This window comes from Lacticaseibacillus brantae DSM 23927, from assembly GCF_001436115.1.
GTDB lineage: Bacteria > Bacillota > Bacilli > Lactobacillales > Lactobacillaceae > Lacticaseibacillus > Lacticaseibacillus brantae.
Window position 1 is genome coordinate 1 of record NZ_AYZQ01000003.1, and the last position, 14,989, is coordinate 14,989.

At 47.8% G+C, this 14,989-nt stretch carries 14 protein-coding genes; 8 read left to right on the plus strand and 6 right to left on the minus strand.

Going from position 1 to position 14,989, the window contains the following annotated elements; all coding sequences use genetic code 11:
* Positions 1 to 192 precede the first annotated feature (192 nt).
* From FC34_RS06170 to lepB, 3 genes are all read left to right on the plus strand, one after another.
* Positions 193 to 924, plus strand: coding sequence for a class I SAM-dependent methyltransferase (locus FC34_RS06170; protein ID WP_057894544.1), 732 nt, complete (start codon positions 193 to 195; stop codon positions 922 to 924).
* Positions 925 to 990: 66 nt separating this feature from the next.
* Positions 991 to 1,917 carry an ADP-ribosylglycohydrolase family protein gene (locus FC34_RS06175; RefSeq protein WP_057894545.1) on the plus strand — a complete coding sequence of 309 codons (927 nt, stop codon included), beginning with the start codon at positions 991 to 993 and terminating at the stop codon, positions 1,915 to 1,917.
* A 29-nt stretch (positions 1,918 to 1,946) separates the two neighbouring features.
* Positions 1,947 to 2,546, plus strand: a complete 600-nt coding sequence (lepB, locus tag FC34_RS06180; RefSeq protein WP_420805043.1) for a signal peptidase I — start codon at positions 1,947 to 1,949, stop codon at positions 2,544 to 2,546.
* Between the two features lie 51 nt (positions 2,547 to 2,597).
* On the opposite strand, the gene FC34_RS06185 is transcribed toward lepB, so the two are convergent.
* The 6 genes from FC34_RS06185 to FC34_RS06210 form a co-directional block, all read right to left on the minus strand.
* Complete coding sequence (locus tag FC34_RS06185; RefSeq protein WP_057894547.1) at positions 2,598 to 2,921, minus strand: hypothetical protein; 324 nt, start codon at positions 2,919 to 2,921, stop codon at positions 2,598 to 2,600.
* Positions 2,922 to 2,943: 22 nt separating this feature from the next.
* Positions 2,944 to 4,137, minus strand: a complete 1,194-nt coding sequence (locus tag FC34_RS06190; protein ID WP_057894548.1) for an NAD(P)/FAD-dependent oxidoreductase — start codon at positions 4,135 to 4,137, stop codon at positions 2,944 to 2,946.
* A gap of 183 nt (positions 4,138 to 4,320) precedes the next feature.
* Positions 4,321 to 5,625, minus strand: a complete 1,305-nt coding sequence (locus tag FC34_RS06195) for a D-serine ammonia-lyase (RefSeq protein ID WP_057894549.1) — start codon at positions 5,623 to 5,625, stop codon at positions 4,321 to 4,323.
* Positions 5,626 to 5,731: 106 nt separating this feature from the next.
* On the minus strand, positions 5,732 to 6,451 hold the full coding sequence (locus tag FC34_RS06200) for a DUF975 family protein (RefSeq protein ID WP_057894550.1): 720 nt from the start codon (positions 6,449 to 6,451) through the stop codon (positions 5,732 to 5,734).
* Between the two features lie 9 nt (positions 6,452 to 6,460).
* Entirely contained in the window at positions 6,461 to 7,249 is a 789-nt protein-coding gene (locus FC34_RS06205; protein ID WP_057894551.1) for a glycosyltransferase family 2 protein, read from the minus strand.
* An 85-nt stretch (positions 7,250 to 7,334) separates the two neighbouring features.
* Complete coding sequence (locus FC34_RS06210; RefSeq protein ID WP_057894552.1) at positions 7,335 to 8,108, minus strand: DeoR/GlpR family DNA-binding transcription regulator; 774 nt, start codon at positions 8,106 to 8,108, stop codon at positions 7,335 to 7,337.
* Positions 8,109 to 8,524: 416 nt separating this feature from the next.
* Here FC34_RS06210 and FC34_RS06215 point away from each other — a divergent pair, with 416 nt between their 5' ends.
* The 5 genes from FC34_RS06215 to FC34_RS06235 all read left to right on the plus strand — a co-directional run bounded on the left by FC34_RS06215 (position 8,525) and on the right by FC34_RS06235 (position 14,925).
* A complete protein-coding gene (locus FC34_RS06215; RefSeq protein WP_057894553.1) occupies positions 8,525 to 9,232 on the plus strand; it encodes a LysM peptidoglycan-binding domain-containing protein in 708 nt (235 codons plus the stop codon).
* A gap of 238 nt (positions 9,233 to 9,470) precedes the next feature.
* Positions 9,471 to 10,577 (plus strand): SLC13 family permease, encoded by a 1,107-nt coding sequence (locus FC34_RS06220; protein WP_057894554.1) that lies wholly within the window; start codon positions 9,471 to 9,473, stop codon positions 10,575 to 10,577.
* A 239-nt stretch (positions 10,578 to 10,816) separates the two neighbouring features.
* The gene (gene glpK, locus FC34_RS06225; RefSeq protein WP_057894555.1) at positions 10,817 to 12,337 is read left to right on the plus strand and encodes a glycerol kinase GlpK; all 1,521 of its coding nucleotides are present in this window, start codon (positions 10,817 to 10,819) and stop codon (positions 12,335 to 12,337) included.
* Positions 12,338 to 12,349: 12 nt separating this feature from the next.
* The gene (gene glpO, locus FC34_RS06230) at positions 12,350 to 14,176 is read left to right on the plus strand and encodes a type 1 glycerol-3-phosphate oxidase (RefSeq protein WP_057894556.1); all 1,827 of its coding nucleotides are present in this window, start codon (positions 12,350 to 12,352) and stop codon (positions 14,174 to 14,176) included.
* Between the two features lie 29 nt (positions 14,177 to 14,205).
* A complete protein-coding gene (locus tag FC34_RS06235; RefSeq protein WP_057894557.1) occupies positions 14,206 to 14,925 on the plus strand; it encodes an MIP/aquaporin family protein in 720 nt (239 codons plus the stop codon).
* Positions 14,926 to 14,989 lie beyond the last annotated feature (64 nt).

Consider the following 14,989-nt stretch of genomic DNA (forward strand, 5'->3'; position numbering starts at 1 on the left):
AAAGACAACTATAACAGCTTATCAATTTGACAAGGCGTTGTCAACAAGAAATTTCATTATGCAAATCTCTTCTGGGCGTTTGCCCTTGCGACAACTATAATAGAATAACAAACGCTATATCCCGTGTCAACAACGAATTAGCGCTTTTTCTGAAATGAATTAATCTACTATATAAAGTCAGGAGATGAGTCGATGGATACCCCTGAATCTTGGGACGATTTTGCCCAAACATATACTGAAATCCAAGCGGAATCCCAGCTACCAATCCAATCTGATGTTGTCAAAACTCTCATTAATCACCACTTACTCCCTGCACAATCCGTTCTTGATTTGGCCAGCGGCTCCGGACGTTACGGTTTAAAACTAGCCGAGCACGCCACCGAAGTCACGCTACTGGACTGGTCCACTAATATGTTAACCCTGGCTAAAAAAGCAGCTAAAAAACGCCAGCTAAACAACATCACCTATACAACGGCCGACTGGCACACGTACAGGCAATCGGCGGACTTAGTCTTTATCAGCCAATTGCCAACACTCAAGGTAACGGATTTGCCAAGAATCTCACAGTTAAGTCGTCAAGCAGTCGCCATTAATCACCAAACTCGCCAGGATGATCACTTATTAGCAGAAGGCGCTGCGTGGCTTGGCATCCCTGTACCACCAGTATACCAAGCGGATGCAAATTTGATGGCTGACTACCGCGCGTGGTTGCAAGCGACCAATCAACCGTTTAAGCGCCAGGTCTTTACCTATCACCGCACTGAGGCTGTCACTATCGCCGATTTAGTGCCCGAGTTTGATGTCCCGTTGGGCGTGAATCAAGTCGCGGCAATGGCTCAGGCCCTCACTGGTGATAAAGATCCCCACCAGCCGGTCGATGACGTCATTGACTACCAATTTGAACTGTTAACCTGGCTCACCTAAAACAGTACAGAATCTTTGCAATTTTGATCAAAGTTACAAATAATAAAGAAAAAAGGAGGATCCAACATGGCAATTACTGATGATCGTCTGATTCACGGGATTGTTGGCGCCGCAATTGGTGACGCACTTGGTTTACCCGTCCACGGCAAAACCAAAGCAGAACTCGACGCAACTCCTGTGGCCAGCATGCTGGGTTACGGCACATACAATCAACCAGCTGGGAATTATTCTGATGAAACAGCCCTTATTTTGGCGAGTCTTGACGCCCTGAGTGATGGCGACAATCTTGACGCTATCCTCAAAAACTACAAGGCTTGGTATAACGATAATGAATACGCCCCGTATGAAACAGCACATGTGGACATTTGGCCTGCAACTGAACTCGCCGTCACTGACAAGCCTTTGACTGACACGGCCAAAGATCCTGGTGGTCTCACGCGGGTCCTGCCGTTTGCCTATTACCTGTACCATGAATACGGGAATACGTTATTTACTAACGAGACAGCCTTTGACCAATTGCGTGATTTCATTGCATTGACCAATCCTGATGTCGAGAACTTGGTGGCTGGGGCCGTCTATGCTCAGATTGTTTTGAACTTGCTAGATAATCAGAACCTGCAAGACGCCATGGCACACGCGCTGGACCAAGCTGGCACTTATTTCACAGCCCACCAGCAAGCAGCCTGGCAACGATTCCAAGAAACCCAAATCAGCAACAACGATCCTGTCCCAGGGCCGTTCGTAATGCTCACGGTTGTCCTGACTGATTTGAAGAATACGAGTGATTATCGGGACGCCGCTTTAGCCGCCGTCAACCGTGGTGGCTATACCGACACAATGGGTGCCCTAGTCGGCGGCCTCGCTGGTTTGGCCTATGGTTATCAAGCTCTGCCCCACAAGTGGTGCTTAGTGCTCGCAGAATATAGTGAAATTGTTGATCTCTGCGAAAAAGCTGAAGCCTCTGACTTCTTTGATAGTTACGCGCAAGACTAAACGAGTTGAGGCAAGATGAAGGTGACATGGTGAAGAAAAAGCGCTCGAATCCTTGGGTCTTCGTACTAGAGCTTCTGTTCGTCATCGGTGTCGCGATTGGCGCGGCCGCACTCCTGCGGCAGTATGTCATCAGCAAGGATGTTGTAGTAGGCGTCAGCATGGCACCCACGCTCAATAATGACGACCGGCTATTCTCTCTGCGAACCGTGGGCATCAAGCGTAATGCCATTGTCGTGGTCAACGCACCAGATCGACCCAATCAGCGCTATGTCAAACGAGTGATTGGTTTGCCCGGCGACACCGTCGAGTCAAAGAATGATGTGCTTTATATTAATGGCAAACGCCAAGCTCAACCGTATCTGAAGCCGAAATTTATGCAGCCAGAGATTAAAACCTGGGCTGCCCAGCGCAATGTCAACGCGAGCGTCGTGCATTTCACTGGCGACTTTAACATTGCCACGCTACCGTCAACCCACAGCAAAACGGTCCCTGCCGGACATTATTTCGTACTTGGTGATAACCGCTTGGTCTCCCACGATAGTCGAGACTTTGGTTTCCTCTCACGGAGTCAAATCGAATCCGTCATTATCTGGCGGTATGCCCCAATAGATCAGATGCAATGGTACTGAAGCAAACAAAAAAGACTGTGACATCACCAAAATGGTGATGTCACAGTCTTTTTAAATATCAATCTCATGGTGACTAATCATGTCTCGTAGTTGATGCTGCAACCGCAACAGGGTCGCACGTGCGTCTGTACGATAATCGGCGACATACGACTCACCCTGACTATGCAAGGTAGCCACCACGGTGCGAGTGGTGTTGATAATGCCTAAATCAGGCCCTGTGATTTTGGCTTGGAAGTAACTTCCCTCAAAGCCTTCGTCCAATAGAAATTGGACCCAGTCTTGAATGGTATGCTTAATCACTTCGTCCTCGGTCTTATACCGACCTACCTTAACTAGTTCAGCGAGTGCATCAGGAGAAAGAATGAAATCATCCATGCTTGTCATCAGCTTTCATGTATTAATGGTAAATATCGTAACGACCCTTTTTCAACATGGTACCAAAGTTGGCATCTTCCAACAAACTGCGGTTGGTAATGATTTTCTTGAGAACAGAAGCTGGATAGCCTTTAAGTTTCCGCTTGCCGACTTCACCAATCGCGTTGACCTCAGACAAGGAGGCAACGGTTCCGAGTGACTCGTAGCTGAAGTCTTCCAGACTCTCGCCCTTCTCAGCATGCGCAATATTCTTTGCGGCGTATTCGCCTTGCTTGAGCGAAATTTGTGCTGTCGTTGGATATGGTCGGTTAGAGTCTGGATCCATGACGGCGGACACATCCCCGACGATGAAGACTTCTGGGTGGGCGTCAAGATTAAGGTTCTTTGACACGACCACACGGTTACGCTTTTGATCAAAGCCTGAATCGGCGATGACGTCACTCCCGGAAACCCCGACGGTCCAAATGATGGTGTTCCCGTAGGCCCGTTTTTCTTCATCATTCTCAGAATAAACCACGGCATTAGGTTCAATTTCGCTAATTTTAGCCCCGGTCAGTAAATTGACGCCCTTGTTCTTCAAGAAATCAACCGCATAAGTGGCTAAACCTTGATCAAACATTGGGAGGATTTGGGTGGCCATTTCGATGTTCGTAATCTTAGGTTCAGGCGTATTATACTTCTTGGCCAAACGAGGCAAGGAGCGAGTCAGTTCGCCGACCAATTCAATCCCGGTAAAACCGGCACCACAGACAATGACGTTCAAAGCATTCTCGTCTTTGGTCTGCGCATAGTGTTTGATTTGATCTTCAATATGCTTTTGGATGGCTTCGGCACTTTCAATGTCATAGAGTGGCAAAGCGTTGTCAGAAGCACCTTTTAACCCGAAATCTTCGGAGCGGAAACCAAGGGCAATAATCACATAGTCATAAGTCAGCGTTGTGCCATCGTCAAACAGCACTTGCTTGGCATCCACGTCTACCTTAGTTACTTTGCCGATTTGAAACTTTACTCGCTTGGAAATGACATCCTCAATTGAGTAAGTAATCTTTACAGGGGCAATCGTACCGGCTGCCACTTCATGCAGGTTAGTCTTCTCAGTATGAATAGGACTGTCGTTGACCAAGATAAGGTCATCAGAGGCTGGCAAGTCCTTCTGCAAAAACTTAATAGCGCGCATGCCAGCATACCCCGCGCCCAAAACAACAATACGACTCATATGTAAAATCTCCTTTGTGTCCGTTTACACTCACTAAACCACCGGTGCATCAAAAATTCAACCATTCCGCTTGTGCAATAGTATACAGAGTGTGCCCTGGCACGGGTCCAGCCGAACCCACACACGCAGACTTATATTTCGCCAGCCACACAAAAAAGCCACGAATCCCGTGGCTTTTTATTGTTACTGATTTAAAAGTGCTTCGCCAATGGCGTAGTTCCGTTCGTGTTCACTTTCAGGGACGAGCATCCCCCCGGTACTCCAGACAATATGCGTGGCATTTTGCATCGGATACTGCGTACCTAGATATGGCTGTGCTTGTTGTAAGGCTGCAAAGCCGGCTGTGGCACTTGGTTCAACCTTGTAGCCTTCTGTATCCCGCAATTGGGCCGTATACGCCATGACCCGGGAGTCATCAAAGGTTGCAATCCCTTGAAGCAAGGTCTTCATCACCCGGCCAGCCAATCGACTTGGCCGACCGACTGCTAGTCCATCCGCTTCTGTGACGCCATCTAGGCCAATGTCATATACAGAAATTTGATCGTTTAAACCAGTGACCATGCCCAGCAAGACTGATGGAATGTGAGTCGGTTCAGCAAAAATGGCGTGGGCGTTTGGGCCGAGAATTTGTTTCAAACCAAACGTCACCCCACTAGGAGAACCACCAACCCCAGCAGGTAAGTAAACGAAGAGTGGGTGCTCAGCATCAACCTTAATGCCCATATCTTTTAACTGTTTTTGCAGGCGGATAGCAGCGACACCATAACCGAGGAACAGATCTCGACTACCTTCATCATCGATAAAGTAAACTGTCGGATCCAAAGCCGCTTGTTCGCGACCAGCGGTGATGGCTTCAGTGAAATTCCCGGCGTATTCAACCACATTCACGCCTTTTTCACGCAGTAAATTCTTCTTCCAGGCTTTAGCATCACTCGACATGTGAACGGTCGTTTTGAAGCCTAATTTAGCCGCGACAATCCCAATGCTTAGGCCGAGATTGCCTGTTGACCCAACGGCAATTCCGTACTGGCTAAAAAGGTCATGGAACTCGGGATCATTGAAGTGTGCATAGTCATCCATATAGGTAATCAGGCCATGCTTAATCGCCACACTTTCGGCGAACTTCAAGACTTCGTAAATCCCACCCCGCGACTTAATCGAGCCAGAAATCGGTAATTCATTATCAGCTTTCAGGTATAAATCACCAGGAAGCACATAATGCTCACGTTCCGTGATAGCCGATTTCATCTGGTCCAATTTGTGTAATGGAGACTCCAAAATACCACCAGTCACCGCGGTTTCTGGAAAAGCGACGGCCATGTACGCCCCAAAGCGATCAAATCGGGCAGCTGCATCGAAAAGATCAGCTTGTGTCAGGCCCATCAAATCACTTTCTTGGCCATAATCAGGATTGACCCACATGACTTCCTTTGCGGCTGCGATATCAGCCACAATCGGATAAGTTTCAGTTAATGCTGCGATGTCCATGATATTTCCTCCTTGCTATTTCAGCTGATTGTACTCCAGGTTTTGAAGCAATTAAAGTCTTGAATACGGCCACACAAAAAGCTGACCGGACTCGTCAGCTTCAGTCTTACCCTTGAACTTGTTGTTGGGCTTGATAGTTCCGCACGTTCTCATAGAAACCCGCGTAGACCAATTGTAGATAGGGGTTAATTGCGAAATCGAGTAAATGTAAGGTGATGTTTTGCAGAATAATCCAGCCCAGTAATGACAGGCCGAGGACAAATAAATCGAGTTTGAAGCCACTCATCAATCGCCAACTCTGGACTAAAGCACTAAGCGCCGTGCTAGACTGGCCATCTTTGCGTGCATCATATAAGGCATAATATGACTGGCTTAAACCGTAATACAACAAAATCCCGGGAATGATGAACAAAATAAAGCCCAGCTGTTGAAAGACGGTCGACAGGAACCAAACTGCTAATACGCCCCAGAACCAGCGACCATTGAAGACGCGGAACACGGCGGTCCAAGGTTTAATCGCCTGGTCCGGGTTCCGCCAAGTCTCTAAAGCCGTGAAAGCAATCCCCTGGCCAAACATGGTTGCTACGAGGCTTTCAATCAAGGAACGCGAACCATTTTGAGGCAAGTTATTCAGGCTATCGACCACGTTGTTGTAATCAATCTGAGATAAAATGGCATGCGCTTCGAGTAAGGCTAAGATAGTCACGACCACGGCAATTAGCCATGGAATGACGTTAGCAATCATCAATTGGCGCCAATTATCGTTGGTTCTCAATTTTTCTTTGGCTTGACGCTTGATTTCGCGTCGAGTTAACAGTGTTGTCATCTTTTCTCCCTATCGTTCTACTTTAATCACCGGTTCGTCTTTTTCTGGTTCAGCATCTACTTTGGCTTGATTGGCAATCATCTTCTGAATCCGCACTAGCGCAGAGATTTGTTGGGGTACAGCACCAATCACGCCAAGTGACTGGGTAGCTGAATCCAAGCGAATAACATGATGATACGCTGGTTTGCCAAAATAAAAAAAACGATCCGTCATTAGTGCATATTGGACGGTGAATAATTCGTCTTCCATGATAGAAACAGTCTCATCGAACCGCAAATGAGCTTGTTCGACCAAATCACGACGATACATCTTATTCCACAGATACCCGCGCACCCGCCCGACCGGCATCAGCATGCCACGGATGAAGGCTGATCGTGTCAGCACCTTATCCATCTGACTTCTGGCTGGCACCGCATTTGGTTCAGGATTATCGCTAAAAAAGGGGCTGACCACTAAGTCGCAATTTCTGTGATTCATGGTTTTAACTAGCGCGTCGATAAAGTCTGGTTCGACCCAGTCATCCCCATCCATAAACGCGAGTAATTCTCCAGTAGCTACTTCGAGCCCGGCGTTTCGGGCAGCGGACACGCCGCCATTCTTCGTAAGATAGATTGGTTTCACCCGGGCATCTTGAGCTGCAAATTCAGCCATCACCGAAGCACTTGTATCTGTTGAGGCATCATCGATGAGGATTAATTCTATATTATTGTAGGTTTGTTGCGTCAAACTCTTCAGACCTCGAGGTAAATACGGACTGAGATTATAAATTGGCACAATCACACTCACTAAGGGTTGCATTTAGCCACCGCCATTTCTTTTGACTAGCATCAGTATAACTTATATCGCCAACAGGACAATAATCCCTCAGAAAATGTATAGAAATTTAATTCTGTTTATTCGTCTCTGGGGTAATAATTGTCGTACGAGGATCAAACCAACGTCGTTCCTCAGCTGCTAGGGGCCGATCGGTAATAAAAGTATCAATCTGATCCAATGCCAACCCTCGATACGGCGCCTCAAGTTGTAATTTCTGAGTTTCAGAGACAACGACGACTTGGCGCGCGGCACTCACAGCTGCACGTTTGACCAACGCATCTTCTTCATAACCAAAGTTCACACCGGTGGCATCAATCGCTGTCGCCCCGATAAAGGCAGCATCAAAAGCAATTCGTGACAGGGTATGGAGGGTCTCAGGTTCAAAGAAGAAGCGGGCATGTTGATTGAGGGTCCCTCCCAACATTCGCAGTGTGATTGCTGATTGCACTGACAAGGCAATCGCATTGTCCAATGAATGGGTGTAAATGGTCACATCCGCCGCGATGCTTTGGGAAAGTTTCAACAGCGTTGTGGAATCATCAATAAAATAAACGCCACCCGGATGAATCATGCCTAACGCTAACTGAGCCATTTGAGATTTTTGTTCTGAAAAAAGTTGCAGCCGTTCCGAGTAGCTCGGTACACTTTGGCCAAACGACGGCGCAATCAAACCACCACGCGTGCGTCGGCCCACGCCACGTTCAGCCAATGCTACAATGTCGCGACGAGCCGTATCGCGAGAAACATTGACCGCCTGCATAATGTCCTCAATACTCAATTCCTGACGTTCTGCCAGCAGTCGCTTAATTTCTTCGAACCGTTTTTCTCGATACATCGCCACAATCTCACCTCATTTAATCCGTGTTGTTTCTATTATAACTCAGAACGAAAACCCATGAGTAGCCAGACCAAAAGGAATCGGCCTGTGCGCTGTTGGGGGGCATCGACTAAGTGTTTTGTTACAAGGCCGACAAAAAATAACACTCATTTTTTTGAAAGCTGCTTGAAATTCAGCCAACTCCTAGTGACCGTCGGTGTTGAGGCTGGAATAGAATGCTGATTTATCGGTTTTTTGGGCCAAAAAATTTCTGAAAATGGTTTCTAGGCAAGATTCCCAGCAAATATTACAGCAGCGTTACATTATGACAATATTGATGCAGAATGTAACCTCGATGGCATTTGCCTGACACACCCTCCCGTTATACTCCATAAGTGTTCTGTTTCTGAACAGATTAAAAAAAGCTTATTTAGGAGTGAATGTTTATCATTAAGAATCAAATCAAATGGGCTATCGTCGCTGTACTGGCCCTCTTCCCAGCTCTCGCCTCAGCAAACCAGGCCGTTAACGCGGTCACAACTGCTGACTATCAAGACTACACAGTGAAATCGGGGGATACACTGTGGGACATCAGTCAACGTAATGGCATTACCTTGTCTTCACTGACAGCTGCCAACCACATTGACTTAAACAACTACATTATCTTGCCAGGGGAACTCTTGCATATCCCTGCAAAAATCGAATTCAAAGTTGCTGACAATCCAATTGCTGAAGCCCAGCATAAGGTTGCCGCTCAACAAGCAGCACAACAAAAAGCTAAAGCAGCAGCTCAAGCCGCTGCGCAACAAGCTGCTGCTCAAGCTAAGGCTGCCGCTGCAGCCAAGGCGCAACAAGCACAGCAAGCTGCCCAACAGGCCGCTGCTAAGCCAACCACTGTCAGTTACGGCAGCTCATTGAAGACTTATGTTCTCAATAAGATGGTTGCGGCAACTGGCGAATCTGCTGCCACTTGGGACGCGATCATTACCCGCGAATCTGGCTGGCAAGCCACGGCACAAAACCCCGGCAGTACTGCTCACGGCTTATTCCAAAGTCTCTGGATTAACGGTAGTAACGATGTTGATACCCAAATCGCTGATGCCATTCGCTTATACAACGCTTCTGGCATGAGTCCTTGGGCCCTCTAAGCTTCGGATTATTCATCCAGCTTTACCAAAGTCAATGATAAAAGCGCGTTGCTTAAGCAACGCGCTTTTTTTGTGGGGATCTTTGGCCTTGATACTGGCAGGTAGCAATCTGTGACCAATCATTAATAACTGGTGAGACTTCACCTCATAAACCGCCATGCAGACTATATTCAGGTTGTCACATACTTGAATAAAGTGCAAAATAGTCATGTTTGAATTGTTTTAGAGAGGAAACATTATGAGCGTATTCAAAAACATTGCGCGCGACAGAGTGCTGCAAATCACAGTCGTTATTATGCTGGCAAGTTTATTCTTCGCTCGACCGCGATTAGCCGACATTAACTTTTCGACCCTCTGGTCACTCTTAGCGATGATGACCGTGATCCAAATTTTTGAGTATTTACATTTGCTAGATTATTGGGCGTACCGTCTCACAAGTGGCGCCAAAAACGCCCGGCAGTTAACCCGTCGCTTCTTAGTCCTCGCGGTCGTCAGTGGCATGTTCCTCACCAATGACGTTACCGTCCTCACCTTATTACCGCTATATCTGCGGATTAGTAAGAAATATACTTTACCTGAAATTGTACCCGTCACGTTAATTGGGATGGCCGCCAACTTCGGCAGTGCCTTCACGCCGTTTGGCAATCCTCACAATATCTTCATTCTCTTGCACTACAAAATCGATCCTGGCACTTTCTTCACTTGGTCAATTCCATTGCTCGTCTTAGACATTGTCGTTTTGTATCTATTTAGTTTCTTCGTCAAAAGTCAGCCAGTTCCACAGGTCCCTTTCCACGACATCAAAATTATGATGCGACCCACTTTAGTCACCATTGCTGTGGCCCTCGTCATTTTTGCCGGTGTGCTTGGATTTCTCCCAACCTGGGTCGGCGCTATCTGTGCAATTCTATTGGCACTTGCCCTGCATCCGCGAATCCTCTTGCACGTTGATTATGCGCTGATTCTGACCTTTACAGGATTCTTCATCATTGTCAGTAACATCAGCCAAGTCAGTGGCATTGTTAACGCCCTTGGCCGCTTAGAAAATACGCCTACTTCAGTGTATCTTAGCAGTATTATCTCTAGCCAATTCATTAGCAACGTCCCATCAACTGTGTTGTTGGCAAAGTTCACCCATCACGCGGCCGCGCTCTTCTATGGATCAAATATTGGGGGCCTAGGCTCAATGGTCGGCTCGATGGCTAATCTGTTAGTCATTAAACAATACAACCAGTTTGGTAACCATCAACGTCGCCGCTTCGTGATTGGGTTCACCGGTCTCAATTTTTTAGGCTTACTCATCCTCGGAACCCTTGGTTGGCTATTAACGTTACATATTTATTAGAAAATCCTTTCCGCCTGCAAATATTTTGCCGACGGATTTTTTTGTCTCAATATATCTACAAATGCGAATATATTAGGCCGCAAGCGGCTTCAATCAATTCTGTTAAGTCAAAATAGATTGCATACAACTTAATTTTCCATGAGAAAAATTTATAAAATTTCACACCTATTGGATGAATGCGCTAACATTGTAGATGAAAGCGCATGCGCTTTAAATTTGTGACTGAAGGAGGTCTATGTATGGCTGAATCATATATGCTAGCGATTGATGAAGGGACAACCAGCACGCGAGCAATGATTATCGATCACGACGGGAAGAAAGTCGCCGATGCTCAACGTGAGTTCCCACAATACTTCCCGCAACCAGGTTGGGTTGAGCACAATGCCAACGAAATCTGGAACGCTGTCCTTTCAACAATTGCCACAGCATTCATTTCATCTGGAATTCAACCCAAACAAATTGCTGGGGTCGGCATTACCAACCAGCGGGAAACCACAATTGTTTGGGACAAAGCAACCGGGCTGCCAATCTATAACGCTATTGTTTGGCAATCCCGGCAAACTAATAGCATTGCCGAGAAACTGCAAGCAGACGGTTATGCTGACATGATTCATGACAAGACCGGTTTGCTGATTGACGCGTACTTCTCAGCGACCAAAGTCCGGTGGATCTTAGACCATGTGCCAGGCGCACAAGAACGCGCCGAGAACGGGGAACTTTTATTTGGCACTATTGATACCTGGTTAAGTTGGAAATTGTCTGGGGGCGCTTTTCACGTCACTGACTACACCAACGCCAGCCGTACCATGCTATTCAACATTCACGACCTGAAGTGGGATGACGACATCCTGAAATTATTGAATATTCCTAAGGTCATGTTGCCCGAAGTCAAAAGTAATTCTGAGGTTTACGGCAACACGGCTGCTTACCACTTCTACGGTAGTGAAGTCCCAATTTCTGGGATGGCTGGGGATCAACAAAGCGCACTCTTTGGTCAATTGGCCCTGCAACCGGGCATGGTGAAGAACACTTACGGAACCGGGTCTTTCATAGTGATGAATACCGGCGAAAAGCCAATGCTGTCTAAGAACAATCTATTGACCACTATTGGTTACGGCATCAATGGCAAAGTCTACTATGCCCTCGAAGGCTCCGTCTTTGTCGCTGGGTCAGCGATCCAATGGTTACGCGATGCCATGCAGTTGGTTGAACATGCGTCAGATTCTGAAGCCGCAGCCAATGAATCCGAGAGTGCCAACGAAGTGTACGTTGTCCCAGCCTTCACCGGTCTGGGCGCACCGTATTGGGACGCAGAAGCTCGCGGAGCCGTCTTTGGCCTGACCCGCGGCACGACCCGCAACGACTTCATTAAAGCCACCTTGCAAGCTCTCGCCTATCAGACCCGCGATGTGGTCGACACAATGAATAAAGACACTGGTATCGACATCCCCGCTTTACGCGTTGACGGCGGGGCCGCCAACAACGATTACCTGATGCAATTCCAAGCTGATATCTTGAATACGCCAATCGAGCGGGCCGCTAACCTTGAAACCACTGCCATGGGCGCAGCCTTCTTAGCCGGTTTAGCAGTTGGCTTCTGGAAAGATACCGACGAATTGCAAAATATTTTCGAAGTGGGGAAACGCTATACCCCAAATATGGCCGACGATGTGCGCGAGAATCTTTACGCCGGCTGGCAACAAGCTGTGGCAGCGACAGAGACTTTCAAACACAAGCCGCTCAACCACAATAATAACTAGGAGGAATGGACGATGGCATTTTCACAAAAATCACGGCAACAAACAATTGAGAACTTAAAAAACACTCCGCTGGACTTATTGATTGTCGGTGGTGGGATTACCGGTGCCGGGGTGGCGATTCAAGCCGCCGCATCAGGCATCAAAACTGGCTTAATTGAAATGCAAGACTTCGCCGAAGGCACCTCCTCACGTTCCACTAAGTTAGTCCATGGTGGGATCCGGTATTTGAAGACCTTTGATGTCGGCGTTGTTTCCGACACCGTCAAGGAACGTGCGGTTGTTCAAGGCATCGCGCCTCATATTCCACGGCCATTCCCAATGTTGATGCCAATCTATGATGAACCTGATTCAACCTATGACATGTTCAGTGTCAAGATTGCGATGGACTTGTATGATCGGTTAGCTGGGGTCACTGGTACCCAATATGCCAACTACACCATCTCTAAAGAAGAAGTCCTGCAGCGCGAACCCGGCTTGAAGCCTGATAAGTTGCTTGGTGGTGGGGTCTATCTTGATTTTGTCAACAATGATGCGCGCTTAGTTATTGAAAACATCAAAGAAGCTGACGAACTCGGCGCAAACATTGCCAGTCACGTTGAAGCCACCGGTGTGTTGTATGACGACAACGGGAAAGTGAACGGCTTAAAGGCTCACGATAACTTAACCGGCGAAGATTTCGATATCCATGCGAAATTGGTCATCAATACCACTGGTCCTTGGGTCGACAAATTCAAGTCCCTCGATAGCAAAGAGAGCCAAGCACCAACCTTGCGGCCAACCAAAGGGGTTCACTTGGTCGTTGATGACAGTCGTTTGAGCGTTCCACAACCAACGTACTTTGACTCTGGTGCTGACGATGGCCGGATGATTTTCGTGGTGCCACGTGAAGGTAAGACTTACTTTGGGACCACTGATACTGATTTCAATGGGGATTACAAGCACCCAACGGTTGAGCAAAGCGACGTTGATTACTTATTAGCGGCCATCAACAATCGGTATCCAGAAGCCGGCATTAAACTTGATGACGTCGAAGCCAGTTGGGTTGGTTTACGCCCACTGATCGCTGCTAACGGTAGTTCTGACTACAATGGTGGTGGCGCCAACGCTGGGAAGGTTTCCGATGCCACCTTCAATGCCCTCATTGATACAGTCAACGACTATGAAGCCAAAAAGGCTGATCGCGCTGCTGTTGAAAAAGCCATCAGTAATTTGAAGACTGCCCACGCCGAAGAAACACTGAGTCCTTCGCAAGTTTCCCGTGGGAGTTCCTTGAAGCGCGCTGACGACGGCATGATTACCTTATCTGGTGGTAAGATTACCGACTATCGGAAGATGGCTGCTGGGGCTTTAGCGCTGATTCGCGACATCTTGAAGTCTGAATACAATGTGAATGCTAAAGAAATTGATAGCACCAAGCTCCAAGTGTCTGGTGGGCATTTTGACCCAACCAACGTGGATGAAACCATCAAGTTCTTTGCCCGGATTGCCCAAGATGCAGGGCTACCAGAAGCAGACGCCAATGATTTGGCCAACCGCTTCGGTTCAAATACTGGCCGCGTTGTGACCTACGTTCAAGATGGGGCTGCTCCTGGTCTCAGTCTTAAAGAAACCATCAGTTTACGCTATTCTGTCAACGAAGAAATGGCGTTGAATCCAGTCGATTACTTACTGCGGCGCACTAATGCAATTCTTTTCCACGCTGATACTTTGAACGACCTCAAGGAACCGGTCATTAATGAAATGGCGCGCTTACTCGACTGGTCTGACAGTGAAAAAGCTGATCAAACCGAACATTTGAATCAAGTGATTGCTGAAACCCAACTTGATGCCTTGAAGTAGCGCATCACCTGTATAAGGGGGAAGAATTTATGGACAGCAGTGTTATGACTCAAGCACTTGGGGAATTCATCGGGACGTTTATTCTGGTTTTACTCGGGGATGGCGTCGTTGCCGGCGTTTCCCTCAACAAGTCAAAGGCACAGGGCGCCGGTTGGATTGCGATTGCGATTGGTTGGGGGTTAGCTGTGACCCTTGGGGTTTACACTTCAGCTTATCTTGGTCCAGCACACCTGAATCCTGCAGTAACGATTGGGTTTGCCGCCATTGGCAAATTCCCATGGAGCAGTGTCATACCATTTATCATTGCGCAAATGGCTGGGGCCTTTCTGGGAGCGGTTGTCGTTTGGTTACAGTACTACCCACATTGGGCTGAAACCAAGGATCAAGCTGCCATTCTCGGGACTTTTGCGACCGGGCCTGCCATTCGCAAGCCATGGGCCAATTTCCTCAGTGAATTCGTGGGCACCTTCGTCTTAGTCTTTGCCCTCCTTGCATTCACTCGAGGTAAATGGACAGCGGGTTTGAACCCAATTGGGGTTGGCCTGTTGATTACCGCCATTGGCTTCTCACTTGGCGGGACCACCGGTTATGCGATTAACCCTGCCCGGGATCTCGGCCCACGGTTGGCGCATGCCGTCTTGCCAATTGCTAACAAAGGCGACTCCGACTGGGGTTATAGTTGGATTCCAATCGTTGGTCCAATCCTTGGTGGCATTGTCGGTGCCGTGTGCTTTACCTTATTGCCATAAAGCAGAGCGCGAACAATGCCGGTTAAGCGACGGCAGGCTAAGCTCACCTGCGACAACGGGAGCG